We start from the raw sequence: 26,928 nt of genomic DNA on the forward strand, positions 1-26,928 counted from the left end.
GTGGATAGCATGCCAGCTCATGCTGTTTTTCGTGCTGAAGACACGCAGTTCGATGTCGCCATTGACCCACTCATCGAGACGTTGCGGGCGGTCCTGCCCGGCGAAGGGTTGATTGTTCACGAGGCCGGCCGACGCGCTTACGAATGCGACGGGCTGTCCACTTATAAACAACTGCCTTTGCTCGTGGCCGTTCCCGAGACCATTGAGCAGGTCCAGGCAACCGTTCGTGCCTGCAGCGAGGCCGGGGTTCCAGTCGTTACCCGCGGTTCAGGGACCAGCCTCTCGGGCGGTGCCCTGCCTCATCCGCAGGGTCTATTGCTGGCGATGGGCAAGTTCAACCGCATTCACGACGTCGATGCCGAGCGGCGTATCGCCCGGATCGACCCAGGCGTTCGCAACTTAGCCATCAGCGAAGCGGCCGCTCCTTACGGGCTGTATTACGCGCCTGACCCATCATCACAGATCGCTTGCTCGATCGGTGGCAATGTTGGCGAAAATGCCGGCGGCGTTCACTGTCTTAAATATGGTCTCACTGTCCATAATGTATTGGCGCTGAAAGTCGTCACGATGGATGGCGACATCACCACCATTGGCTCAGAGGCGCTCGATTCGCCGGGCCTTGATCTGCTCGCGCTCATGCATGGCTCCGAGGGCATGCTCGGGGTGATCGTCGAAATTACGGTAAAACTGCTGCCGGCCCCACTCACCAAGCAAGTCCTGATGGCTTCGTTCGACAACGTTGAGGCCGGCGGACATGCCGTTGCCGGCATTGTCGCCGATGGCATCATTCCCGGCGGTTTAGAGATGATGGATGGTGCTGCCATTCAGGCCGCCGAAGATTTCGTGCATGCGGGCTACGACACCCAGGCCGCCGCCATTCTCATCTGCGAACTCGATGGCAGCGAAGCCGAGGTGGCCGATCAGATGCAGGCGGTCGAAAACTGCCTGACTGCGCACGGCGCCAGTGCCATTCACGTGGCGGCCGATAACGCGGAGCAGGCGCGTTTCTGGGCCGGACGCAAAGCGGCATTTCCGGCTGTCGGTCGTATATCGCCTGACTATTACTGCATGGATGGCACTATCCCGCGCAAACAGCTTGCCTATGTACTGCGCCGGATTAGTGAGCTGAGCGCGGCGCATAAACTCGAAACCGTCAACGTTTTTCATGCCGGCGATGGCAACCTGCATCCTCTTATCCTCTTTGATGGCAATCAGTCTGATCAACTTGATGCGGCTGAAGCCCTCGGCAGTGACATATTGCAGCTGTGCGTTGAAGTCGGCGGCACCGTCACCGGGGAACATGGCGTTGGCGTGGAGAAGATCAACGAAATGTGCGTGCAGTTTGAAACGGCTGAAATTGAGCAGTTCCACGCCATCAAAGCGGCCTTTGATGACCAGGCGCTCCTCAATCCAGGCAAGGCCATTCCAACGCTCAATCGCTGCGCGGAATTCGGTCGCATGCATGTCCATAACGGTGAGTTGCCTCACCCTGAAATCGAACGGCTTTGATGGCTGACGCCGATCAATCCACCGAGCTTAAAGCGCGCGTGAAGGCAGCGCTGGCGGCCAAAACCCCGGTTGAGATTGTGGGTCACGGGAGTAAGCGGTTCTATGGTAACCCGGTCGATGCGCCCGCCCTGGCGATCGACGGGCATCGCGGCGTGGTCAATTATGAGCCCACGGAGCTGGTGATCACCGCTCGTGCTGGGACGCCGATCGCCGACATCAATGCCGTACTCGCCGAACAAAACCAAATGCTCGCCTTTGAGCCGCCCCTATTTGCAGGCAGCGGCACCATTGGGGGGGCGCTGGCAACAGGCTTATCCGGCCCTCGGCGGCCCTTTTGGGGGTCAACCCGCGACATGACCCTGGGCATCCGCCTGATTAATGGTCACGGTGAGCTGATGCGTTTTGGTGGCGAAGTGATGAAAAACGTCGCCGGATATGACACCGCGCGGTTGAATGTCGCGGCCCTCGGAACTTTGGGGATTATCTTAGAGGTCTCGGTCAAGGTCCTGCCGGCACCCCAACATCATGCCACGATCCGGCTTGATGCCGCCGCCAACGAATGTCATCGCTACACCGAGCAATGGCTGCGTGAGGGCCGGCCACTCAGCGCAGTATGTCACGACGGCGATTATCTCTGGGTCCGCCTTTCCGGCACCCAATCGGCGCTTGACGATGCACTCGCCAATATCGACGGCGAACCGCTCAAAGCCCATCAGGCCGAAGCCTTCTGGCAAAGCGTTCGTGATCAGACGCACGCATTCTTCGTCACCGATGAACCAATCTGGCGGCTGTCGTTGCCGCCTGCCATCGATCCAGGGCATTTTCCCGGCCCGCAGTTCATCGACTGGGCCGGGCAACAGATCTGGCTGCGCGGTGATCACCCAGTCGAGTCGTTGCGCACGCAGGCTCAACGATCGGGCGGCAGTGTGAGTTGTTTTCGCAACGCGCCAGCAGGCACGAGCGCTTTTCAGCCCCTCGATGCGGTGCAGTCACGGCTTCACCAACGACTGAAAAAAGCCTTTGACCCGCAGGCGATCTTTAATCCCGGCCGGCTCTACCCCGATCTTGAGGAGCCTTGATTATGCAAACCAATCTCGCTGACTTCATAAAAGAGACCGCCGCGGGCCAGGAAGCTGATGACATTCTGCGCAAATGTACGCACTGCGGATTTTGTCTCGCTCATTGTCCGACCTATCGCCTCCTCGGTGACGAGCTGGATAGCCCCCGGGGGCGGATTTACCAAATCAAGCAAGTCCTTGAGGGTGAGCCCGCGACTGAGAGCATTCAGCTGCACCTGGACCGCTGCCTGACCTGTCGGGCGTGCGAAACCACCTGCCCATCTGGGGTCGAATACGGTCGTCTCGCCGATCTGGGCCGGGAGATTGTCGAAACGCAGGTGCCACGAACCGCCCCTCAGGGAGGCTTACGCTGGGCACTGCGCACCGTCCTGCCGCGGCCCCGGTTATTCGGCGCTCTACTCAGCCTCGGTCGGCTCAGCCGGCCACTGGTCCCGACGATGCTGCGCAAAAAAATTCGCCCCCGACGCGCTCCACCCGCGTGGCCACGGACAAACCAGCATGAGCGCTTTGTGCTCATGCTCGAAGGCTGTGTGCAGCCTGCTCTGGAACCGCCTTTGAACCCACAGACTGCGCGTCTGCTCGATGAGCTCGGGATCGGCGTGAAGCGCACCCAAGACGCGGGTTGCTGTGGCGCGATTGATCAGCACTTGGGGGCTCCCGATAAAGCCAGGGCCCGTATTCAACACAATATTGATGCATGGTGGCCGTTGGTTGAAGCTGGCGCCGAAGCCATCGTTGTCAATGCCAGTGGCTGCGGTGCGCAGGTGAAAGACTATGCGCACCTTCTGGCAGACGATCCGACCTATGCCCATAAAGCGCAGCGTATCAGTGAGCTCGCTGTCGACCCCATCGAGTTACTCGAGCGCTACGCCGAGCGTCTGGCACCGGCGGCCGATGCGCCGCGGCGGATCGCCTTTCAAACGCCGTGCACCCTACAGCATGCCCAGCAGCTTGGGGGCCGCGTTGACGCACTTTTAACCACAATTGGTTTTGAGCTTACGCCTGTGCCTGACTCCCATATCTGCTGTGGCTCGGCCGGCACCTACTCGGTCCTTCAGCCTGCCCTTGCTGAGCAGTTGCGTGAACAAAAACTCGATAACCTAGCGACCGGTTCACCGGAGATGATTGCCACGGCCAACATTGGCTGCCTGGCTCATCTTGATGAGGCTGCCAGCGTGCCGGTCAGACACTGGTTGGAGCTGATACAGGCAGCATAGGGGCGTATCGCTCACTCGCGTAGTCATGAGCTACCCCCATTGCGGACCGGCCATCAACTGTCTGGCCGGCAACAGGAAGACCAATGACCCAACCCGCTCACGGTAACCCCCACGGATCGGATCGCTCCCTGAGCGCCGCCGTCCGCGACCTTGTCACCACGATCGAACCCATCAGCGGCTACCACCGGGTCGCCCTGCACGCGGCGCTGGGGCAGATCCTGGCCGAGCCCCTGCGCACGGCCGTCTCAGTACCGGCCCACGACAACTCGGCGGTCGACGGCTATGCACTTCGGCATGCCGATGACGACTTCGCTCAGCTCCGAATCGTGGGCACCGCCGCTGCCGGCCATCCCTACTCCGGCACGCTCGGCGCGGGCGAGTGTGTGCGCATCATGACCGGGGCGGTCGTACCGGCCGGCGCCGACGCGGTGGTGATGCAGGAGCGCGTCCGCCGCGATGGCGATCACATCACGACCACGCAGTGGCCCGTGGCGGGCAACAGTATCCGACGGGCCGGCGAAGATCTGCAGGCCGGTGACTGCATTCTCGAGGCGGAGCGACGGCTCACGGCGGCGGATCTGGGGGTCATTGCTTCCACCGGTCAGGCTGAGCTCAACGTCAAGCGGCCGTTGCGCGTCGCGTTCTTCTCCACCGGCGATGAGCTGCGCGGTGTCGGTGAGCCCCTTGGCCCGGGTGAGATCCACGACAGCAACCGCTACAGCCTCTACGGCATGCTCACGCAACTCGGCGTCGAGGTGATGGATCTGGGCACGATCCGGGATGACCCCGAAACCCTGGCCGGCGCCCTGCGCCAGGGTGCGCGCGACGCTGACGCGATCGTGACCTCCGGCGGTGTCTCGGTCGGCGATACCGACCATCTCCCCTCGCTGCTCGGAGAGTACGGTGAACTGCTTTTTGGCAGCATCGCCATGAAGCCCGGACGGCCGGTCACTGTCGGGCGCTTCGACGCGGCCTGGTACTTTGGCCTGCCCGGCAATCCAGTGTCGGTCATGACCACCTTTACGCAACTGGTGACGCCGGCGCTGCGGCGTCTGGCGGGTGAGGCACAACGTCCCGCCCGTCGCATGCGCGTGACGACCCAGAGCCCCCTCGGGAAGACGCCCGGCCGTCAGGATTTTCAGCGCGGGCGACTCGTCGAGGGTGGCGACGGCCAACTCGAAGTGGTCAGCGTTGGCCATCAGGGCTCGGGCGTTCTGCGCTCGATGAGCGAGGCGGACTGCTTTATCGTACTGCCCGCCGAGCGCGGCTCGGTCGAGCAGGGCGAGATCGTCGAGGTTGAACCGTTCGCAGCGCCGCTGCTCGTCTAGACGGCGGCGGCGCTATCACCGGCCGAGTGCTCCAGCAGCTCATCCGCGTTGGCTGGGGCCTGACCAGAATCCTTATCGATTGAAAGGGGTGGGTAGCAAAACCTGGATCGACGGGTCGACTGACCCCGGTCACCCCGGCAGACTAGCCGCTGATCGGCAACTTCCGTGCAACAGGAGTCATTGAGTGGAATACCGCAAACTCGGCCATACCGACATCGAGGTGAGCGCACTGTGTCTGGGGACCATGACCTATGGCAAGCAGAACACCCAGCAGGACGCCTCATCGCAACTCGACTACGCGGTCGAGCGCGGCATCAACTTCATTGATACCGCAGAGATGTATCCCGTTCCCCCCGAAACCGAAACCCAGGGCGACACCGAGACCATGATCGGTCGCTGGCTGGCCGACCGGGGCCGGCGGGACGACCTGGTCATTGCCACGAAGATATCCGGCCCCGGGCTCAGCACGGTGCGCAATGGCAAGGGCGACTACAGCGCGGAGCAGCTGCGCACGGCGGTTGACGAGTCACTGCAGCGCCTGCAGACCGATGTCATCGACCTCTACCAGCTGCATTGGCCGGCGCGGAACAGCAACTTCTTTGGCAAGCTCGGTTTTGCCCCCCGGGGTGATGAGCCGGATCCGGTCGATGGGATGCTCGATGTACTCGAGACCCTTCAGTCCCTGGTCACCGCCGGCAAAATCCGGCATGTGGGACTGTCCAACGAGTCGGCCTGGGGCACCATGAAGTTCCTGGAATTGGCCGAGCGCCACGGCCTGCCACGCATGGTCAGCGTGCAGAACCCCTACAACCTGCTCAACCGCAGCTACGAGGTGGGCCTGGCCGAGGTCTCCCATCGTGAACAGGTCGGCCTGCTGCCCTACTCGCCCCTGGCGTTCGGGGTGCTCAGTGGCAAATACCTCGGCGACGGTCAGCCCGAGAATGCCCGGCTGACGCTGTTCGACCGGTTCACGCGCTACACCAAGGCACCCGGCGTGCGTGCCACTGAAGCCTACGTTGAACTGGCCCACGAACATGGCCTTGACCCGGCGCAGATGGCGCTTGCATGGGTGACGGGCCGACCGTTCGTGACCAGCAACATCATCGGTGCCACCACGATCGAGCAGCTCGAGAACGATATCGACAGCGCCGAAGTCAATCTGAGCGATGAGGTCCTCGACGCCATCGAAGCCATTCATGCCGACGCGCCCAACCCCTGCCCCTAGCGCGCTGCCGGCCGGGCGGCGGGTCAGGCTCGCGGGCATACTGCTCAGCGGCCTGATGGCCCTGCTCGGCCCGGTCGCCGCTACGGCGGCCCATGCCCCGGACAGCGATGGCGGCCATGCCAGTGTCAACGCCGGCGATGTCACCGTGGGCATCCTCGCCCCGCGCGGCGAGGCCCATACCCTCGCGCAGTGGCAGATCACCCTTGACGCCCTCGACGATGCCATCCCGCGGATCACCCTCACCGCCCGTGCGATGACGCTCGATGGCATCGCCGCGGCCGTGGCGCAGGGCGAGGTGGATTTTGTCCTGACCAATCCCGGGCAGTTCGTGCTGCTCGGCACGCCCTATGCGCTGAGCTGGCTGGCGACGCTGCGCTCCAACCCCGCCAATTCGGCCCGTGCGGCCCTTGGCTCGGTTCTGTGGGTGCGGGCGGAATCGTCCTACCGCCGCGTCGAGCAGCTTACCGGGCGTCGCATCGTGGCGGTTCACGAGCGCGCCTTCGGCGGCTATCTGCTGATGCGGCCCGAGCTGCAGGCCGCCGGCGTGGATAGCGACGAGATTGCGGTGGACTTCCTGGGCTATCCGGTGGATGCGCTGGTCTATCAACTTCGTGACGGGCAGGCCGAGGCGGCCATCATGCCCGTGTGCATGCTCGAGCGGATGGTCAGCGAGGGACTCGTCAGGCGCGATGACTTTCGTGCCCTTGCGACGGACGAACCCCTCGGCGGATGCGTATCGAGCACCCCCGCCTATCCCGACTGGACGTTTGCCGCCCTGCCGCATGTCAGCGAGGCGCTGACCGGCGATATGGCCCGCCGCCTGCTCGCGATGGACGGTGAGGATACCGCGCGCTGGGGCGCGCCCGTCTCGGCCGCCCGGGTGGCGACACTCTTCGATGATCTGGCGCTCCACCCGCTGGGCGAGCCCCTGTCCACGCGGCTGATGGACGCCCTGCAGCGCTACTGGCATTACAGCGTGGCGGCCCTCGTGCTGCTCGCGATGGCGCTGATGTACCACGCATGGCTGCAGCGCAAGGCCCGCCGCCACGGGCGGGCCCTCGAGGCGACGCAGCTGGCGCTGCGCGAGCGTGAACGGGAACTGGCCGATGCCCAGAGCCTGAACGTGTCCGGCGAGCTGGCCACCACCCTTGCCCACGAACTCAACCAGCCGCTTGCCGCCATCCGTCACTATGCCGAGGGCAGTGTCCTGCGCCTGCAGCGCGAAGCGCCCGACAGCCCCCTTCTCGAGCCGCTGTCACGCATCGGCCATGAGGCCGATCGCGGCGCCGGCATCATCGACCAGGCCCGGCAATGGATCCGGCGCGACGCCCCGCCACCGGAGCGCCTGCCTTTGCATGGCCTGTTCGACCATGTCCGGGCACTGGCCCAGCCGCGGCTGAAACGGCTGGATGTCTCCCTGGAGCGCTCCATCCAGCCCGATGATCTGGCTGTGCTTGGCAATCGTCTGGCCATGGAGCAGGTCCTTGGCAACCTCATCGGCAACAGCCTCGACGCCTTCGAGGCCGCCGACCGATGCGGCTGGATCCACATCGACGCGCGTCGCGCCGCAGACCCCGGCCAGGTGACGCTGACGATCCGTGACAACGCCGGGGGCTTCAGCCCCGAGCGACTGGCGCGACCGTTCATGCCCCTCGACACCACCCGTGCTCAGGGCATGGGGTTGGGGCTGGTGATCACCCGCCGGCTGCTGCAGCGCCAGGGTGGCGACATCAGCGTCGGCAACCATGCCCGGGGCGGCGCGGAGATCACGGTGCGCATCCCAAGCGCGGAGGCATCGCAATGAGCGAGGCGCTGGCCGTCCACCTGGTCGATGACGATGCAGGCGTGGCCGAGGCCTGCCGTTATCTGCTCGAGGGCCTGGGGCTCGCGGTCATTGACTGGCGCAGTGGTGAGGACTTTCTGGCCGGCGCCAACCTCGACGAGCCCGCTGCTGTACTGCTCGACATGCGCTTGCCGGGCATCGATGGCAGGGCCGTCCACGAGCGGCTGCAGGCCGCCGACGCCTGCCTCGGCGTCATTATCCTCACCGGTCATGGCGATATCGACATGGCGGTCGAATCGATGAAACGCGGCGCTGTAGACTTTCTGCAGAAACCCGTTGGTGCCAGGGCCATGGAGCGGGCCCTGGCCTCGGCCTTCGCCCGTGCCCGCCAGTGCGCCAGCGATCGGCGGATCCGTCACCTCGCCGCCGCTCTCAGTGAGCGGGAACGCGAGATCGCCCGCCGGGTCAGCGAGGGCCTGACCAACCGAGAAATCGCCGAGGCGCTGCATATCGCGGTCCGCACCGTCGAGGTCCACCGCTCGCGGGTGGTCGAGAAGATGGGTGCGGCGAACAGCGCCGAACTGGCCGCGCTGTGGCAGCGCCTCGAAGCCTGACTGCGGCTAGAAGAACTGCACCAGTCGCACCTGCACCGCGGATTCCAGTGAAAGGGCGCTGCGATCGCTGACAACCCGTTTAAGGCTGACATTGATCCGCGTCTGGCGGGTGTGTGCAAAAAGCCCCCAGAGGCCGTACCGATCGCGATTGATCGACGGTCCCCAGTCGCCACCGTCAATGCGGGAGGCGGCACCGCGGTCGATGTAGTAGCTCGCGGCCAGGGTCACCGCCGGATGGGCACGCCAGGCGAGCGATGTCTGGTAGCTGTGGTAGGGCTCGACCTCGAGCGTCGCCGGACGCGCCGGCATCAGCCCTTCGGGCCCCACCGTCAGACGATCGCCGATGTAGTCATCATTGTCGCCGAACGCCATCACATCAGCCGCCAGGCTCCATTCGAATCCTGCCGGCAGACGCTGATGAAAGCCGGCCTGCACGATCCCGGCGTAACGATTACTGCCCGGATTGAGGTTGGCCCCCAGGGTGCGATCCACCTTGTATTCGCCGGTCGGGGCAATCAGATACCCGGCAATGCCAAGAAAGCGCCCGGCGACCCGATCCGCCAGCGGCCATGTCGCCACGGCCAGCGCGGCATCGCCGACACCGCGGCCGCCATCAAGATCAAACTGCGAGGCGGCCTGCCCACCCAGGTCATGGTCGACAAACGGGATCTCGCCGTACACATAGGCAGGCTGATCACCCAGCGAAAAGGCCTGACCGAGGCGCAGACTGGCGCTATGCCGGTCGACGGTGGCATCGACATTCATGCCCGCGCCCACATCGAGGCGCCCGGACAGAGACCGTTCCGAGAGCTCGAGGCTCAGCCCGGTCACGCCCGCCGGTGGCGCGATGCCACTGAGCGGCCCCAGATCCAGGGCGTCTACGCGAGCCGGCTGAACCCCGAGGCCCGCGATCAACACCACGCCAATGAGCCATGCCCGCCACCGCCCGGTGACACTCGATGCTTGTCCTGCCAACGTCGATATACCGTTTCCTGACACTGCTTTATGAATGACAGGAATGGTCGCAATCAGCAAGTTTTGATCGGCTAGACGACCGCTGCGGCAGTGGCGTTCGGCGTGCCCGCAAAATGCTCCATGATGTGCTCCGCGAGCGCCTCCACGGCGGCCCCGCGGGCGGGCATGCGCAGCATGAGCACTTCATAATCGCCCAGCGGTGAGAGACCGGCTTCTTCTTCCTCGATGACACGCAGCGGGGCATGCACCAGTCCCCTCGGTAGCGGCGTGATCGCGATGTCCTGCCCCGTAGCCGCCTCCTGAGCGGCGGTGTGCTCGCAGGTATAGGCGATCCGATAACGATGGCCGCTGCGGTTGAGCGACTCCAGGGCCATTCGCCGCCAGGGGCAGCCACGATCGGCCACGGCTATGGGCAGGGGGGTTCGCTGCAGCGCGATACCGCCCTCGCGACCGGCCCACACCAATGGCTCGCGATAGACCGGCTCCGCCAGCCGGTGGGGTCGATTACCGGCTTCGGCGACCAGAAGGGCCACATCCAACTCGCCGATATCCAGACGTCGCATCAGATCCGGACTTCGACCCACACGCACATTGACCTGGACGGCCGGATAGCTCCGACTGAAGAGTGAAAGAATACCCGGCAGAACACGTGTCCCCAGATCGTCCGGGGCCCCCAACCGAACGGTACCCCCGACCTGGGGCGAGAGGAACTGGCCCACCGCCTCATCGTTGATTTCCAGCAGCTGACGGGCATATCCCAGCATCGTCTCCCCTTCCGGGGTGAGATGGACCTGGCGCGGCTCGCGCACGAAAAGCGCCCGTCCAAGCATTTCCTCGAGGCGCTTGATCTGCATGCTCACCGCCGATGGCGTTCGATAGATCTGTTGTGCCGCTCGGGAAAAGCTCCCGGTCTCAGAGATGGCGAGGAAAGTCCGCAGGATTTCCATATCCAGCAAGGGTAGCCCCTGCGGCGAATTGGGTGACGTCGGCGTCGACATCGGTCGCTCCTGTTTTTCCCTTACGGATCATTAAAATTGAACTGAAAGTTTATTCTTATTCGGTTGTCTGAACAAATACCGGGCGAGACAATATTGCCAGTGCAGCCACACCGCTGCCTGCGAAGACCGTCAAACGACTCAACGGAGGTCAACGACGATGATCAACAATAGCGATCGAAACAACCATTCCATCAACCTCCGTGAACAGACGGAGCAGAAGAACCCGGCGCTCTGCCTGCCGGCCATGCCTCCCATGCGGCTATCGCGGGCCATCGGTCAGTGGCTTCGGGGACGTCGTCGACACCAGAGCGCTGCCGACCCGACGCGGCTGAACAGCCACCTCAAGGCCGATATCGGTATTAGCGCGCGTGAAGACCACCGCATTGGTGAACGCGAGCTGACACGGATCTATTCCCAGCCGTTGGGACAGATCCGGCTGAGCCGGCGTGGCGGCGCACCCGCGGAGCAGCATCAGACGCGTAACCGCCGCGTGCAGGACACGCGTCACTAAAGCCCCGTCCCGTCGGGCCCTGGCCGACCGCCGGTGTCGCACGATGCCGGCGGTCGGCTTGTGTCTGGCGGTGCGATCCCCGAGCATTGGGGCATGAGCCTTAAACTCCTCGCCGTCGGTGACCTGCACCTGGGGCACCGGCCGGCCCGATTACCCGCTGACCTTGTGTCACGCGCGGCCGACTTCTCCCCGGCGGCGGCCTGGCGCCGAACAGTCGATCTGGCCATCCGGGAAGGCGTGGCGGCTGTTCTGCTCGCCGGCGACGTCGCCGAATCCAGTCATGATTATTTCGAGGCGCTGCCACGCCTGCAGACCGGTATCGCCGAGCTCACCCGCGCGGGTATCAAGACCCTTGCGGTCAGCGGCAACCACGACGTCAACGTCCTGCCCCGGCTGATCGATCGCGTGCCGGATGCCCATCTGCTGGGCCGTAACGGTCAGTGGGAGTCCGTCCAACTGCGCGATCCATCCGGCGGGAGCGATACCAGCGCGACGTTGTGGGGATGGTCCTTTCCCACCGATCGGGTCCACACCAGCCCGCTGACGCAGCTGCCCCCGGATCCCGGAACCGGGCCGCTGATCGGGCTTCTCCATTGCGATCGCGACCAGGCCGCGAGCCCCTACGCCCCGGTCACCAGTGATGAGCTACGCCGCACGCGGTTCGATGCCTGGCTGCTCGGGCATATCCATCAACCTGACCCGCTCGCACCGACCCGGCCAAGCGGTTATCTGGGAACGGTCGTGGGTCTGGATGCCGGTGAACCCGGCCCTCGCGGCCCCTGGCTGATTGAGATCAGCGGCGGCCATATCCAGCGCTTCGAGCAGCGTACCATTGCCCCTCTGCGCTGGGAGCGCATCGATGTCGATCTGACCGACACCGCCAGCAGCGCAGAAGTCACTCAGCGACTGAGCGATGGACTGGCAGCACTGGGCACGCAGCTGGGCAAAGCCCGCGAACGACCGGACCTGGTGGCTCTGCGGATCCGCCTGACCGGTGACTGCGACCTGACGGAAGCGGATATCCGCGCCGCGATGCCGGAAACAGACCGGAGCCTGAGCCTGCCCGGCGCAACCGCCATCCAGTGGTTCGTCGAGTCGTGGCGCATCGACACACGACCCGTGACGCCGCTGGAGCGACTCGCCGAGCGGGACGATCAGCCGGGACTACTCGCCAGGCGGCTGCTGATTCTCCAGCGCGACCCCGACGATGCCGACCGCCGCGCCCTGCTCGAAGCCGCGGCGCAGCACCTGCGGTCCGCGGCTGACAAACCGCGTTGGGGTCAACTACCCGGTGATCCGCCTGACACCCACAGCGTCGCCGAATGGCTGCGCGAGAGCGGGCAGAATGCCCTGCGCGCAATGCTCGCCCAGGAGCGCGACTGATGCAGCTGACCCGCATTGACATCGAGTTGTTACCCGGCATCGATCCGATACGCGTCACCGATCTGCGAGCCGGGACGAACTTCGTCATCGGCCCCAACGCAGTCGGCAAGAGCAGCCTGATCCGGGCCCTGCACTATTTACTCGCCGAACCGCGTCGTACCGATCCATCAGCGCTATCCGTCAGCGCCCGGTTCAATGACGGCGAGTATCGCTGGCAGGCTCAGCGCAACGGCCCCTACCGCAGCTGGCTTCGGGACGATGAACCAAGCGACCCGCCGATGCTGCCTGCAGCCGATACGCTGAACTGCTACTGGCTGCGGGCAGAGACCCTGATTTCACCGGATGAAGACAGTGATCCGGCCCTTCAGCGCCGGTTGCGCGAAGCCCTGGCGGGTGGCATTGATCTCGATAAGGTGCGCGAGGATGCCGATCTGATCCCGCCCGCATTCCCACAGAATGAGCGTCGGGACTGGCAAGCGGCGATCAGGAACCGAGAGGCCACCGAACGCCGGTACCGGGATCTTGAGGACCAGCGTGCACGGCGGCCGGAGCTCGCCCAGCGCCGGGAAACGGCGCAAAACGCCCGGGATAGCCTCGAGCGTCTCAACCAGTGTCAACGGCTCAAGGATGCCGTGGATCAACGCCGCGCCCTCGAGGCCCACCAGGCAGGATTTCCAGCGGTCCTGCAGGCGCTCAATGGCAACGAGGGTGAGCAGGTCGACAGCCTCGACCGGCATATCGACAGCCTTCGACAACAGCTTCGTGACCTGGCGCGCACCCAGACGGAACAGGACCGGGCACTGATCGCGACCGGACTCGCTGAACGCCAGCCGGATCGGGCACTCATCAGCGACTGCCGCCAGCGGCTCGAGGCGCTGCGCAGCACCGAGCAGGCACGCACCCATGCGGCTGAGGCCATGGCCATGGCCGCAGCGGGACGCGATCACGCAGCCGCCGCCTTGAATATCGACACGCCCGCCGTGCCGTCCCTCGATCCTGCAACCATTGACGCCATCGGTGAGGCGCTCCGTGCATACCGCGATGCCCGGGATGTAGAAACGCGAGCACGCACGCCAGTACGATCACCGGACGGGATGACGCTGAGTTGGCTGGCACTCGCAGCGGTCAGTGGACTGGGCGGGAGTGTCGCCGCTGGCCTGACCGGTCATCTGCTGGCGACTGTCGGTGGTCTGGTCGCCGGGCTGTCGGCCATCGCAGCCGGCGTGTCGCTGCGATGGCGCCAACGCACCGACGGCGACGGATTCGCGGCGGCCACGCGCGAGGCTCGGGCCGGGCTCGATGAGGCGCTCACTCAGGCGAGGCTGCAGAACCTGGACTATGTTGATCTGGGGGTGGCCCGATTCCTTGATCTGGTCGGCCAGCTCGACCGGGCACGGCTTGAGTACGAACGCGAGGCCGCGCGGGTCGCGGATCGGGATCATCGGATCGAGGCTACACAGACCGAGGTGTACGAACGGCTTGCGCCCTGGGTTGATATCGACGCCGCTGACACACTGGCATTGCAGACCGCGCTGGAGTCGCTGGATGAACGGCTGGATCGCGCCCGCGACCGCCAGCGGGTGATCGACGGGTCGCGCCGCGAACAGGAGCGTCTGCAGGCCGAGCTCGACGATGCGATCATGCGCAAAGCCGCGATCTATTCGATCGCGGACCTCTCCACTGACGACCGCTCTGGACTCGCCACGCGACTGGCGGATCATCAGCGCTGTACACACAACCAACAGGCACTCGACCAGGCCCGAGTGGTGGAGCAGCAATTGCAGGCCCCGCTGGCACAGCACCCTGATCTCATCGAGTGGAGCGCGAGCGCGGAGGCGAGCACCATCACCGCGGCGATCGAGGAAAAGCGCGAGGCAGCCGACCAGCTCGACGCCCTCACCCGTGAACTCGCCGATCTGGACGCGGATATTGCACGGGCCGGGGGCGATGACGCATTGGCCGAGGCCATGGCAGGCGAGCACGCCCTTGCCGACACCCTGACCGGGCAATATCACCGCTACCTCCAGGCGAGCCTGGGGGATTGGCTGCTGGCGGATGTCGAGGCGGATTACCGCCGGCGCCACGAGCCCGGCCTCCTCCGCGACGCCCGGGAACGCTTCGAGCAGTTCACCCACCATCAATGGTCGTTCGAGGTCGATGCTGCCCACCGGCCCGTCGCGCGGGACCTGCATCGGGATGTGCGTCGGCCGCTGACCGCCCTCTCATCGGGTACACGGATGCAGTTGCTGCTCGCCGCGCGTATCGCCTGGGCCCGCGACCAGGAAGGTCAGGGCTCCCCCCTGCCACTGGTCCTGGACGAGGCGCTCACCAACACCGACGCCGAACGATTCGCGGCGATTGCCCGTAACCTCGACGCACTCGCTGATCGCGAGGGGCGCCAGATCCTCTACCTGACCGCCCGGCAGGAGGATCTCGCCCTCTGGCAGCAGAGCGTCGGACATGCGCCGCACAGGATCGATCTGGGCGCACTGCGTGGCATCACGGATCAGGCCCCGGTGCTGGCTCCCGCGAGCATAGCGCCGCAGCCGCCAGCCCCGGATGACCGCGATGCGGTAGCCTATGGCAGGCTATTGCAGGTGCCGGCAGTGGACCCGCTCGACGATGTTGGCGCTATTCACCTGTTCCACCTGCTACGCGATGACCTGATGGGCCTCTACACGCTCATGAGCGAGTGGCGTCTCGCGTCTATTGGGCCGCTCGCGGCGTGGCTCGCGACACGGGCCGGTGAGACGGGCCGTCAGCGATTATTGGTCGGGGACAGCCTCGGCGAACGGCTGCTGATCGCCCGCGCCTGGCATGAGCTTGCCCGTGAGGGACGCAACCGCCCTGTGGATCGGTCAGTGATCGAAGCGGCCGGGTGTTTCTCGGCGAAGATGGGCGAGCGTGTCGCTGAAAAGGCGGATGCGCTCGCGGGCGATCCGGCGGCGTTGGTCGATAGCCTCAAGCAGCGCTCGGTACCCCGCCTCCAGCAGGATCAGGTGGCCACGTTGGAGTCGTGGCTGCAGGACAACGATTACCTTGACCCGCGGCCTCGGCTCGATGCCGAGACCCTGACCCGGCGCCTGCTCGATCGCTTGGGCCATTCGGCCGATCCGGCCCGCATCCAGCAGATCAGCGACTGGCTGGCGGTCGGCACCGGCGACCTTGTCTGACGCGAATCAGAGCATTGGTGATGACTCGATTGATGGTATAGGACACGACTTTCTCCAGTCATCCGGAGTATCAATGATTGGGGGCGAGCTTGATCATTCGCAGGCGCAGTGCGTTGACGATAACACTCACCGAAGACAGTGACATCGCGGCCGCCGCAAAGATTGGCGATAGCAATACGCCGAAAAACGGATACAGAACCCCGGCTGCAATGGGAATGCCGGCGGAATTATAGACAAAGGCAAAAAACAGGTTCTGGCGGATATTACGCATGGTCGCCAGCGACAACCGTCGTGCCTCCACAATCCCCATCAGATCGCCTCTGAGCAGGGTGATTCCGGCGCTTTCAATGGCGACGTCGGTCCCCGTACCCATCGCGACGCCGACATCCGCAGTCGCCAGGGCAGGCGCATCGTTCACACCGTCGCCAGCCATGACGACAATCCGGCCATCGTCCTTGAGACGCTGGACGACCCGTCCCTTGTCCTCGGGCAGGACTTCCGCCCGCACCTCGTCGATGTGCAACTGACGGGCGACGGCCTCGGCGGAGATTTGATTGTCGCCGGTCAGCATGACCACGCGAATGCCGCCTCCCTGCAGGGCGGAAATAGCGGCCTCCGTGGTTTCCTTGACTGGATCGGCGATGGCGATAAGGCCGGCGACAGAGCCGTCCACCGCCACGAAAATGACCGTCGCGCCGTCCTGGCGGAATGGATCGGTTTTCTCTTCAAAAGCCGTCACGTCGACGTTTTCCGATTCCATCAACAGGCGGTTGCCGATCAACACCCGCTGGCCCTCGAGCGTGCCGGTCACGCCCTTGCCGTTTGGCGCGTCAAAGCCCTCCGCCTCAGGGAGATCCAGTCCCATGGCGTGAGCCTTGTCAACGATCGCCTGGGCTAATGGGTGCTCGCTGCCCTTTTCGAGGCCGCCGGCGAGCCGCATTAATGCCGCCTCGCTGAACCCCGTCGACGCAACGATCCGGGTCACTTGAGGCTGACCCACGGTCAATGTGCCGGTCTTGTCCACCACCACGGTATCGACCTTTTCCATGCGCTCCAGCGCCTCGGCGTCACGGATCAGCACACCGCTCTGAGCGCCCCGGCCGACACCAACCATGATCGACATCGGTGTTGCCAGGCCCAGGGCGCACGGGCAGGCAATGATCACGACACTGACAGCCGCGATCAGCGCGAAGGCCATCGGTGGCGCCGGTCCGAGGACCGACCAGACGATGAAGGCCACGACGGCGATCGCCAACACGGTCGGTACGAAATACGCCGCCACCGTATCGGCCAGACTCTGGATGGGGGCACGGCTGCGCTGGGCGCGGGTCACCATCTGCACAATCTGCGCCAGCATGGTATCGCGGCCGACCCGATCGGCCCGCATGATAAAGCTTCCCTGCTGGTTGATGCTGCCGCCAATCACCTCATCGCCGGGTTGCTTGCCACCCGCCAGCGGCTCCCCCGTCACCATCGATTCATCCACGTTGGAGCGGCCTTCAAGCAGCTCTCCATCCAGCGGCACTTTGTCCCCCGGGCGAACCCGCAGGCGGTCGCCCACGGCGATCTCGTCCAGCGACACATCCGACTCGCCACCCTGCTCATCGAGCCTGCGTGCGGTCGCAGGCGCCAGATCGAGGAGCGCCTTAATGGCGCCTGAGGTTTTCTCGCGCGCCCGCAGCTCCAGCACCTGACCGAGCAACACGAGCACGACAATGACCGCTGCTGCCTCGAAGTAGACGGCGACCGAGCCATCCTGCTGACGGAAGGTCGCCGGGAAGATCGACGGTGCCAGTGTGGCCACAAGGCTGTAGATCAACGCCACTCCCGTCCCAATGGCAATCAGCGTGAACATGTTCAGGTTGCGGCTGACGACCGATTTCCAACCCCGGACGAAGAACGGCCAGCCACACCAGGCCACCACCGGCGTTGCCAGGACCAGCTGAATCCAGTTCGAGGCCTGCGGGGCAATCAGGGCATCGAGCCTGATCAGATGACTGCCCATCTCGAGCATCAGTACCGGCAGAGCCAGAAACAGCCCGATCCAGAAGCGGCGCGTCATATCTGTGAGCTCCGCGGACGGCCCGTCATCGCGGCTCACTGTCTCCGGTTCCAGCGCCATGCCACAGATCGGACAGTCACCCGGCATTGGCTGGCGGATCTCCGGATGCATGGGACAGGTGTAGTAGAGCGGGTTCTGTTCGGCCATGACAGGCCTCCCGTTATATCGACCGTGTGGGGTTCAAGCCGCGCCCTGATGGTGAGTGCATCTGTACAATGCTGATCACCACCGAAAGTCAGTAGCAGTATGGGTTCCACCGAGTCATCCAAACATACACCCATGATGCAGCAGTTTCTGCGCATCAAGGCAGCGCACCCCGATATCCTGCTGTTCTATCGCATGGGCGACTTCTACGAGCTCTTCTATGAGGATGCGCGCCGGGCGTCGGCACTGCTCGATATCACCCTGACACAGCGCGGCGAATCAGCGGGTGCGCCGATCCCCATGGCCGGCGTGCCGATCCATAGCTATGAGGGCTACCTGGCTCGGCTTCTGGCACGGGGCGAGTCGGTCGCGATCTGCGAGCAGGTCGGTGACCCAGCCACCGCCAAGGGCCCCGTGGAACGCCAGGTGGTCCGGGTGGTGACGCCCGGCACGGTCACCGACGAGGCCTTGCTGGAGGATCGGCGCAGCAATCTACTCACCGCCCTGACCCGTGACGGCGATGACTGGGGACTCGCCAGCCTGGAGCTTGCGGCTGGCCGGTATACGGTCTGCGAGGGACGGGGAGAGGCCGAGCTGAGCGCCGAACTCGAACGCCTCTCGCCGACTGAGCTGTTGATCGCTGAATCGGCCCCACCACCGGCCAGCTGGCGGGACGCTGCGGGCCTGACCCGCCGGCCGCCCTGGCATTTCGAGCATGAGGCCAGCGAGCGGGCACTCATCCGCCACTTCGGCACCCGCGATCTGAGTGGTTTCGGTGTGACCGCAATGCCCCGGGCAATCGCGGCTGCCGGGGCTATCCTGCAGTATGTCGCCGATACACAGCGCTCGGCACTGCCGCATATCCGCGAACTGCGCATCGAACAGACCGATGCCGCGATCACGATCGACGCCGCCAGCCGGCGTAATCTCGAGCTCGAAACCAACCTCGCCGGTGGGAGTGATCACACCCTTGCCGCAGTGCTCGACACGACCGTTACCGCCATGGGCAGCCGTACGCTGCGGCGCTGGATCAACCGCCCGCTGCGTGACCAGGCGGTGCTTCGCGATCGTCAGTCGGCGATCGCTGCGCTGATCGAGCGCGACCCGACCCCATTGCGCGAACAGTTGCGGCGCTGTGCCGATGTTGAGCGGATCAGCGCCCGCGTCGGGATGGGATCGGCGCGACCGCGCGATTTGACCGGGCTACGCGACACACTCGGCGTGCTGCCGGATCTCGCCGCCGATCTCCACGGATTCGAGGAACCACGACTGCAGACGCTCGCCCGTGACGCCGCACCGCTACCAGTGCCGGCCGATGCGCTGCAGCGAGCGCTGGTCGCCCAGCCACCGGTGGTGATCCGCGACGGCGGCGTCATTGCCGATGGATACGACGCCACCCTCGATGAGCTGCGCGATCTCTCGCGTCATGCCGATGACTATCTCGCCGATCTCGAGGTCCGTGAACGCGAGGCCACCGGACTCAACTCGCTCAAGGTGAGTTTCAACCGCGTCCATGGCTACTACATCGAAATCAGTCGCAGCCAGAGCGGACAGGCACCCACCCGCTACACCCGGCGACAGACGCTCAAGGGAACCGAGCGCTATATCACCCCTGAGCTCAAGGCATTCGAGGACAAGGTATTGTCCGCCCGCGAGCGGGCACTGGCCCGGGAGAAAACCCTCTACGAGGAACTGGTCGACTGGCTTGGCGAGCACCTCGCCGGGCTGCTCGATCTTGCCGCCGCGCTTGACGAACTGGATACTCTTGCCACCCTGGCGGAACGGGCCGATCGCCTCGGCTACAGCCGGCCAGTCCTGCAACCAACGCCGGGGATTACGATCAGCGAGGGCCGGCACCCGGTCGTCGAGCACAGCACCGAGGATCCGTTCATCGCCAATGACATCGGACTCGATGATCGGCAACGGATGCTCATGATCACGGGCCCTAATATGGGCGGCAAGTCGACCTATATGCGCCAGATCGCCCTGATCACGCTGATGGCCCACATTGGCAGCTTCGTCCCGGCAACGGCGGCGACATTCGGACCCATCGATCGTATTTTCACCCGCATCGGCGCGTCCGACGATCTCGCCGGCGGGCGATCGACGTTCATGGTGGAGATGACCGAGACGGCGAACATCCTCCGCAATGCCACCCGCGAGAGCCTGGTCCTGCTCGACGAAATCGGTCGGGGCACGAGCACGTTCGACGGTCTGGCGCTCGCGTGGGCAACCGCGGAGGCCCTCTGCGAGCGCATCCGTGCTTTCACGCTGTTCGCGACACACTATTTCGAGATGACGGCACTGCCCGAGCAATACCCAAGTGCCGCGAATGTCCATCTGGAGGCCGTCGAGCATGCCGAGCGGATCGTCTTCCTGCACAGCGTCCGCGACGGCCCCGCCAGCCAGAGCTATGGGCTCCAGGTGGCTGCCCTCGCCGGCGTTCCCGAGACCGTCATCCGTGCTGCCCGTGACAAACTCGCGCGGCTCGAGGCGAGTGAGCCGGCCGCACCGCAGCTTTCGTTGTTTGCCGAGCCGGCGGCGGCACCAGCGCCTGCACCGGCGGATCCGAGGGCCACTGCGCTTCGGGAGCGGCTGGAGGCGATTGACGCCGATGAGCTGACGCCGCGCCAGGCGCACGAACTTCTGTATAACCTCCAGGAGCAGATCAGCGACGGCGCCGACCCGACGGGCAAACCCCAACGCACGTAGGTTGATGCCATCACACCACCCGCCTACGCTCTTTCGTATTCAATGCACCTACGCCGGAGAGAACCATGACGTACGTCGTCACCGATAATTGCATCAAGTGCAAATACACTGATTGCGTTGAGGTCTGCCCCGTGGACTGCTTCCACGAAGGACCCAACTTTCTCGCGATCGACCCGGATGAGTGTATCGACTGCACACTCTGCGAGCCCGAGTGCCCCGCCGAGGCGATCTACTCGGAGGACGACCTGCCCAGCGAAATGGCGCATTTCCTTGATCTCAACGCCGAGCTGGCGCAGAAGTGGCCGGTCATCACCGAGATGAAGGAGTCACCGGCGGATGCCGAACAGTGGGATGGGGTACCCAACAAACTCGAGCACCTCGAGCGCTAACCACGGGGATGGTGCTCGGCATGCAGCGCCTGCAGCCTGGCCCGGGCGACATGGGTGTAGACCTGCGTGGTCGAGAGATCACTGTGGCCCAGCAGCAGTTGGACAACGCGCAGATCGGCGCCGTGATTGAGCAGGTGTGTGGCGAACGAGTGACGCAGCGTATGCGGTGAGAGTGGCTGATGGATGCCGGCATTGCGGGCATGATCGCGAATGCGATACCAGAACGCCTGGCGCGTCATGCCCCGTCCACGATTCGTGATGAACACCGCTGGCGTCGATGCGGCCCCCTCGATCAACGCCCTCGCTGCGTCAAGATAGCGGTCAAGCGCCTCCAGCGCCGCATCGCCGAGCGGTACCAGTCGCTCCTTGCCACCCTTGCCAGTCACCCGTACCACACCCTGCCGGCGGTTGACCTGGTCCATACGCAGTGAGACCAGTTCTGAGACCCGCAGGCCGGTCGCGTAAAGCACCTCTAGCATCGCCCGGTCACGCAGGCCCAGCGTTGTGCCGGCATCGGGCGTATCCAGCAATCGCTCCACCTCGTCCTCGCTGAGCGATGCGGGGAGGGGGCGACCGGGCTTGGGCGCATCCACTCGGGCGGTGGGATCACGCTCCAGCGCTCCCTGGCGCACCTGAAACCGATAGAAACGTCGCAGCGTTGATAGCAGCCGCGCACTACTCCGCCGACTCGACCCGGCGGCGACGCGGGCCGACAGATACCCCATCACATCGGCTCGCCCGACCTGCCTCAGCGATGGCTTCCCGCCCTGGCTCAACCAGCGCGCGAACGCCTGTAGATCGCTTCGGTAGGCAGCGAGAGTGTTATCCGCCAGCCCGCGCTCCATCCACAGACCGTCCAGAAAGGCCTCGATCGTTGCCGGGTCTTCCCCGCCCGGACCGCGTTCAGCCATCCGCGCCGGCAGGGTTGGCAGCAGCGCCCGGCGCCACATTGAATGGCGCACCCCCGGTCTGCAGTCCGCCCGGTCCCAACGACTTCATCATCTCCATCGGCACCGGGAAGACGATCGTCGAGGCATTATCCACCGAGATGTCGCTCAGCGTCTGGAGGTAGCGCAGCTGGATCGCCTGGGGGTTTTCAGCCAGCACATTCGCGGCACTGAGCAGCTGCTGCGAAGCCTGGTATTCGCCCTCGGCGTGGATCACCTTGGCCCGGCGATTGCGCTCCGCCTCGGCCTGTCGGGCGATGGCCCGAATCATCGACTCATCGAGGTCAACGTGCTTGATCTCGACGTTGGCCACCTTGATCCCCCAGGCATTGGTCTGGTCATCAAGGATCTCCTGGATGTCGGCGTTGAGCTTGTCGCGCTCCGAGAGCATCTGATCGAGGTCGTGCTTACCCAGGACCGAGCGCAGCGTGGTCTGCGCGAGCTGGCTGGTGGCGGCGTTGAAATCCTCAACGTGAATCACAGCCCGTTCAGGATCCATGACGCGGTAGTACAGAACCGCGTTCACCTTGACTGTGACGTTGTCCTTGGAGATGACGTCCTGAGACGGTACGTCCAGTGTGATCACGCGCAGATCGATCTTCACCGCCTGCTGGATGAACGGAATGATGAGCCGCAACCCGGGGCCCTTGACCCGCCAGAAACGACCCAGGAGAAACACCACGCCACGCTCGTACTCGCGGAATACCCGGAACGAGGCGAAAAGAATAATGGCGACCGCGGCGGCAACGATCAGACTCGGAATCAACATGGTGCTTCCCCCAATAGTGTGTCTCCATTCTAGACATAAAAGGCCGCGACCGGGTTCGCCCCGATCGCGGCCCTGAATGAAGCGGGGTCATGAGCCGGATCAGCGCCAGCCCGCCCGATCCATGAGGCGAACCGCATCGGCGTTATTCTCGCCGAGCACGCTCATGCGTACATCATCGAGCTTGTAATCGCTGAAGGGCTGCAACACCGCGACGGGCTCAACACCGTTCACTGCCGGGAACTCGTTGTTACCGGCGGAGAACAGTTTCTGCGCCTCATCCGAGGCGAGGAACTCGAGGAACTGACGGGCTGCGTCAGGGTTCGGTGCCCCTTCCACCATGCCGGCGCCACCGATGTTGCGGTGCGTTCCACGATCCTCCTGATTGGGGAAGATCATTCCGACCTGATCGGCAACGGCCTGGTCGGCATCGCTATCCGACAGCGACAGACGGACCCAGTAATAATGGTTTCCGACCGCCAGGCTGCACTCGCCCGCGGCCACCCCGCGAATCTGGTCGGTGTCGCCACCCTGCGGAGTGCGGGCCATGTTGTCGACCAGCCCCTCGGCCCAGTCCTCGGTGGCCTCAGGTCCATTGGCGGCAATCAGCGATGCGACCAGTGACTGGTTGTAGTCGTTGCTCGACGAGCGGATGCAGACCTCACCCTCGAAACGGGGGTCGGCGAGCGCCTCATAACGAGCCAGCGGCGGTTCGTCATACGCCGACCTGTCGTAGAACACGATCCGGACGCGCTCGCTGAAGCCAAACCAGAGGTTATCCGGATCGCGCAATGCGTCTGGAATTCGATCCTCAAGGACCGAGGATTCGACTGGCGCGAACAGCCCCGCATCCTCTGCACGCTGCAGGCGGGCGGCATCCACGGTCATGAACACATCCGCCGGACTTGCCGCGCCCTCACGACTGATCCGCTCGATGAGCTGATCGGAATCACCCTCCAGCACGTTCACCTCGACGCCCGTGCGGCGTTCGAAAGCATCATAGAGCGCCTCGTCGGAATCGTAGTGACGGGCCGTGTAGAGATTGAGTGTCTGCGCACCGGCGACACTGATGCCAGCGCTGAGGCCAACGCCAATCAGCAGGGCCGCGCTGCGGATCATCCTCGACATGGTTATCTCCTAAGCTGTTTTAGATGCGGATACGAATCATTCGCAATCCAAAGACGATTAAATCGAAGACTTTTGCCTGCGTCAACTGGCAATGAGAATCGCTTGCAAAAACGCCGGGCAATGGCGGACACTCATGCCCTATGAGCGCAGAGCAGCACGATCTTGTATCCCGGTTTCCGGCGGGTGGCGTAGCAGCCGTTCAGGCGCCCTGTCCGACCCCCTCGGGCGAGGCCCTGCAACTGGAGTCGATCAGCCATCGGTTCGACACCGTCACTGCCGCCGAGGACATCAACCTCAGCGTCGAGCCGGAAGAGCTCCTCTGTCTGCTTGGTCCCTCCGGCTGCGGCAAGACGACCCTTCTACGGTTTGCCGCAGGGCTCGAGCGGCCGCAGCAGGGGCGGGTACGCATTGGCAGTAACCTGATGTCCGATGCGGCTGGCAGCACATGGACACCGCCGGAGCAACGTCAGGTTGGGTTGGTGTTCCAGGATGCCGTGCTGTTCCCGCACCTGAGCGTGCTCGATAACGTCGGTTTCGGACTGCCGAAAATGTCGGCCCGCGAGCGCGAGCAGCGCTCCCGGGCACTGCTCGCGCAACTGGGTCTGGCGCCGTTCGCGGAGAGCTTCCCGCATGTCCTGTCGGGCGGACAGCAGCAACGCGTGGCGCTGGCCCGGGCGCTGGCACCGTCGCCGCGGATCATGCTGCTGGACGAGCCGTTTTCAGGGCTTGATGCCCGCCTTCGCGATCGCATCCGCGATGACACGCTGCATCTGCTCAAGCGCAACGGTACGGCGACGCTACTGGTGACGCATGATCCGGAAGAGGCGCTTTTCATGGCCGACCGGATCGCCGTGATGCGCGATGGCCGGATCGTCCAGCAGGGCACGCCCACGGATATCTACTGCAATCCGCAGGATCCATTCGTCGTGCGCTTTTTCGGCGACGTGAATGAGGTGCGCGGCGTCGTCGGCGACGGCCGCGTGGAGACGCCACTGGGCCCCGTGGATGCCGGCCACCTCACCGATGGGACCAATGCGCAGGTACTCATCCGCCCCGAGGCGCTGAGTGTCGAGAAACGCTCGGGGCCGATCGATCACAGCCACAGCCATGTCTTGATGTCACGGCTGCTTGGCGGCGCCAGCTTCATTCATCTGTGTGTCCATCAGGGCAACGATGAATTCCACATGCATGCCCACATGCCGGGGGTGTTTCTGCCGCAGCGCGACGACCCCATCGACATCCATCTGGATCAGAGCCAGGCCTTCGTTTTCCCGGCCTGATCAATCCTCGTCGTCGGCCGATCCGGGCCGGGAACGACGCATCGCACGACTGAGCAGGATCACCGGGATGATACCTACCAGCACGATGGCGAGCGACGCCGTCGAGGACTGACTCAGCCGTTCGTCAGAGGCGAGTTCATAGGAGCGCACCGCCAGCGTCGTGAAATCGAACGGCCGCAGGATGATCGTGGCCGGCAGCTCCTTCATGACATCGACGAACACCAGGATCCCCGCGCCCAGCAGACTGCCGCGCATGATTGGCGCATGGACCCGACGCAGCGTCCCACCGGCGGTCTTGCCGAGCGTGCGCGATGCGGCATCCATTGTCGGCGTCACCTTGGTCAGGCTCGCCTGAACCGCGTTGTAGGAGACCGCCAGAAAACGCACAAGATAGGCATACACCAGCGCCAGGCCGCTGCCGGTCAGCACCAGCCCGACGTCCCAGCCAAACTCACCCTTCAGCACGCCATAGATCTGCTGATCCATCCAGCCCAGTGGGATCAGTATCCCCACCGCGATCACCGCACCCGGAACCGCGTAACCCATCGCAGACACCCGCACCGCCGCCTCGGTGAGCGGTGACGGCGCCAGACGGACGCCATACGAGAGCAGCACAGCCAGTCCCACAGCGCCCAGCGCCGCGGCCGTCGACAGACTCACGCTATTGATGATGTACGGCAGAAACGACCAGCCCAGACGCCCGTCGCCATTGGTGATACTCATTTCCAGCAGCAGCAGCGCAGGCACCAGAAAACCGAGCAGCACCGGCAGACTGCAGCCGATCACTGCCAGCCAGCGACGGGCCCCGGTAAGCTCGTACTGCGGGAGCGCCCGATAACGGCTGGAGGTATGAAAGTACTGCGCCTTGCCACGCGAGACCCGCTCGATGAGTAGCAAAGCCAGCACAAACAGCAGTAGCACACCGGCAAGCTGGGCAGCCGCGGTCCGCTCACCCAACCCGAACCAGGTTCGATAGATACCGGTGGTGAAGGTATCCAGCGCGAAGAACTGCACCGCGCCGAATTCGTTGAGTGTCTCCATCAGCGCCAGCGCCGCACCGCCAGCGATCGCCGGCCGGGCGAGCGGGATCGCGATGGTGCTGAACAAGCGCCAGGGGCCGCGCCCCAGTGTCCGCCCGACCTCCAGTACGCACACCGACTGCTCCAGAAAGGCCGCACGCGTCAGCAGATAGACATACGGGTAGAGCACCAGTGACAGCAATGCGATCGCACCGCCCAGCGAGCGCACCGGCGGGAACCAGTAATCCCCCGCGCCCCAGCCAAAGGTGTCACGGAGCAGGCTCTGCAGCGGTCCTGCGAACTGCAGGAAGTCGGTGTAGGCATAGGCGATCACATAGGTCGGCACGGCCAGGGGCAGCAGCAGCGCCCATTCGAACACCCGCTGGCCGGGGAACCGGCACATGACCACCAGCCAGGCCGTCCCCACCCCAAGGACCAGGACCCCCACGCCTACGCCAACCGCCAGTCCGGCAGTGTTGAGGAGATAGCGGGGCAGCACGGTGGTCGCGAGATGCGCCCAGATATCCGGCGCCGGTACGAACACATGGCCAAGCACCGTGAGCACGGGAAGCGCGACCAGCAGCGCGATCGTCAGCATCATGACCGTCCAGATGCTCATGCGCCGGGAGGCGAGGAGCAGCCTGGGGAAGAAGGAAAGCGAACGCGCAGAGACCGCCAAGGTTGAA

General features: G+C 64.6%; 20 protein-coding genes. 13 read left to right on the forward strand and 7 right to left on the reverse strand.

Annotation, left to right across the window (positions count from 1 at the left end; translation table 11 throughout):
• Positions 1–9 precede the first annotated feature (9 nt).
• The 7 genes from SPICUR_RS06335 (at position 10) to SPICUR_RS06365 (ending at position 8,755) form a co-directional block, all read left to right on the forward strand.
• Complete coding sequence (locus tag SPICUR_RS06335) at positions 10–1,509, forward strand: FAD-linked oxidase C-terminal domain-containing protein (protein ID WP_023367218.1); 1,500 nt, start codon at positions 10–12, stop codon at positions 1,507–1,509.
• Entirely contained in the window at positions 1,509–2,588 is a 1,080-nt protein-coding gene (gene glcE, locus SPICUR_RS06340; protein ID WP_023367220.1) for a glycolate oxidase subunit GlcE, read from the forward strand. Before SPICUR_RS06335 ends, glcE begins: the two co-directional genes overlap by 1 nt.
• Before the next feature lie 2 nt (positions 2,589–2,590).
• The gene (gene glcF / locus SPICUR_RS06345) at positions 2,591–3,805 is read left to right on the forward strand and encodes a glycolate oxidase subunit GlcF (RefSeq protein ID WP_023367222.1); all 1,215 of its coding nucleotides are present in this window, start codon (positions 2,591–2,593) and stop codon (positions 3,803–3,805) included.
• 83 nt (positions 3,806–3,888) lie between these two features.
• Positions 3,889–5,133 carry a molybdopterin molybdotransferase MoeA gene (moeA, locus tag SPICUR_RS06350; RefSeq protein WP_023367224.1) on the forward strand — a complete coding sequence of 415 codons (1,245 nt, stop codon included), beginning with the start codon at positions 3,889–3,891 and terminating at the stop codon, positions 5,131–5,133.
• A gap of 184 nt (positions 5,134–5,317) precedes the next feature.
• Positions 5,318–6,358, forward strand: coding sequence for an NADP(H)-dependent aldo-keto reductase (locus tag SPICUR_RS06355; RefSeq protein ID WP_023367226.1), 1,041 nt, complete (start codon positions 5,318–5,320; stop codon positions 6,356–6,358).
• The gene (locus SPICUR_RS06360) at positions 6,330–8,162 is read left to right on the forward strand and encodes a PhnD/SsuA/transferrin family substrate-binding protein (protein ID WP_023367228.1); all 1,833 of its coding nucleotides are present in this window, start codon (positions 6,330–6,332) and stop codon (positions 8,160–8,162) included. Before SPICUR_RS06355 ends, SPICUR_RS06360 begins: the two co-directional genes overlap by 29 nt.
• On the forward strand, positions 8,159–8,755 hold the full coding sequence (locus SPICUR_RS06365; RefSeq protein ID WP_023367230.1) for a response regulator: 597 nt from the start codon (positions 8,159–8,161) through the stop codon (positions 8,753–8,755). Before SPICUR_RS06360 ends, SPICUR_RS06365 begins: the two co-directional genes overlap by 4 nt.
• A 6-nt stretch (positions 8,756–8,761) precedes the next feature.
• Here the strand turns inward: SPICUR_RS06365 and SPICUR_RS06370 are convergent, their stop codons facing one another.
• Together SPICUR_RS06370 and SPICUR_RS06375 are read right to left on the reverse strand one after the other, a co-directional pair.
• Positions 8,762–9,730 (reverse strand): transporter, encoded by a 969-nt coding sequence (locus SPICUR_RS06370; protein WP_023367232.1) that lies wholly within the window; start codon positions 9,728–9,730, stop codon positions 8,762–8,764.
• 71 nt (positions 9,731–9,801) lie between these two features.
• A complete protein-coding gene (locus tag SPICUR_RS06375) occupies positions 9,802–10,728 on the reverse strand; it encodes a LysR substrate-binding domain-containing protein (RefSeq protein ID WP_023367234.1) in 927 nt (308 codons plus the stop codon).
• Between the two features lie 157 nt (positions 10,729–10,885).
• Here SPICUR_RS06375 and SPICUR_RS06380 point away from each other — a divergent pair, with 157 nt between their 5' ends.
• From SPICUR_RS06380 to SPICUR_RS06390, 3 genes are all read left to right on the forward strand, one after another.
• Complete coding sequence (locus tag SPICUR_RS06380; protein WP_023367236.1) at positions 10,886–11,239, forward strand: hypothetical protein; 354 nt, start codon at positions 10,886–10,888, stop codon at positions 11,237–11,239.
• A gap of 93 nt (positions 11,240–11,332) precedes the next feature.
• The gene (locus SPICUR_RS06385) at positions 11,333–12,622 is read left to right on the forward strand and encodes a metallophosphoesterase family protein (RefSeq protein ID WP_023367238.1); all 1,290 of its coding nucleotides are present in this window, start codon (positions 11,333–11,335) and stop codon (positions 12,620–12,622) included.
• The gene (locus tag SPICUR_RS06390) at positions 12,622–15,795 is read left to right on the forward strand and encodes a hypothetical protein (protein WP_023367241.1); all 3,174 of its coding nucleotides are present in this window, start codon (positions 12,622–12,624) and stop codon (positions 15,793–15,795) included. Before SPICUR_RS06385 ends, SPICUR_RS06390 begins: the two co-directional genes overlap by 1 nt.
• A gap of 70 nt (positions 15,796–15,865) precedes the next feature.
• On the opposite strand, the gene SPICUR_RS06395 is transcribed toward SPICUR_RS06390, so the two are convergent.
• Positions 15,866–18,004, reverse strand: coding sequence for a copper-transporting P-type ATPase (locus tag SPICUR_RS06395; RefSeq protein ID WP_023367243.1), 2,139 nt, complete (start codon positions 18,002–18,004; stop codon positions 15,866–15,868).
• A 132-nt stretch (positions 18,005–18,136) separates the two neighbouring features.
• Between SPICUR_RS06395 and mutS the strand changes: the two genes are divergently transcribed.
• Positions 18,137–20,713: a DNA mismatch repair protein MutS gene (mutS, locus tag SPICUR_RS06400; RefSeq protein WP_237220320.1), complete on the forward strand. Its 2,577-nt coding sequence runs from the start codon at positions 18,137–18,139 to the stop codon at positions 20,711–20,713.
• 65 nt (positions 20,714–20,778) lie between these two features.
• Positions 20,779–21,102 carry a ferredoxin FdxA gene (gene fdxA, locus SPICUR_RS06405; RefSeq protein WP_023367247.1) on the forward strand — a complete coding sequence of 108 codons (324 nt, stop codon included), beginning with the start codon at positions 20,779–20,781 and terminating at the stop codon, positions 21,100–21,102.
• Here the strand turns inward: fdxA and xerD are convergent.
• The 3 genes from xerD to SPICUR_RS06420 form a co-directional block, all read right to left on the reverse strand.
• Entirely contained in the window at positions 21,099–22,013 is a 915-nt protein-coding gene (xerD, locus tag SPICUR_RS06410; protein WP_051373300.1) for a site-specific tyrosine recombinase XerD, read from the reverse strand. The genes fdxA and xerD overlap by 4 nt on opposite strands.
• Positions 22,006–22,818, reverse strand: a complete 813-nt coding sequence (locus SPICUR_RS06415; RefSeq protein WP_023367251.1) for a slipin family protein — start codon at positions 22,816–22,818, stop codon at positions 22,006–22,008. The genes xerD and SPICUR_RS06415 overlap by 8 nt, the downstream gene beginning before the upstream one ends.
• A gap of 99 nt (positions 22,819–22,917) precedes the next feature.
• Complete coding sequence (locus SPICUR_RS06420) at positions 22,918–23,943, reverse strand: Fe(3+) ABC transporter substrate-binding protein (RefSeq protein ID WP_023367253.1); 1,026 nt, start codon at positions 23,941–23,943, stop codon at positions 22,918–22,920.
• Positions 23,944–24,083: 140 nt separating this feature from the next.
• Between SPICUR_RS06420 and SPICUR_RS06425 the strand changes: the two genes are divergently transcribed.
• Positions 24,084–25,223 carry an ABC transporter ATP-binding protein gene (locus SPICUR_RS06425; protein WP_023367256.1) on the forward strand — a complete coding sequence of 380 codons (1,140 nt, stop codon included), beginning with the start codon at positions 24,084–24,086 and terminating at the stop codon, positions 25,221–25,223.
• Here the strand turns inward: SPICUR_RS06425 and SPICUR_RS06430 are convergent, their stop codons facing one another.
• Positions 25,224–26,861 carry an ABC transporter permease gene (locus SPICUR_RS06430; protein WP_023367258.1) on the reverse strand — a complete coding sequence of 546 codons (1,638 nt, stop codon included), beginning with the start codon at positions 26,859–26,861 and terminating at the stop codon, positions 25,224–25,226.
• Positions 26,862–26,928: the final 67 nt, after the last annotated feature.

This window comes from Spiribacter curvatus, from assembly GCF_000485905.1.
GTDB lineage: Bacteria > Pseudomonadota > Gammaproteobacteria > Nitrococcales > Nitrococcaceae > Spiribacter > Spiribacter curvatus.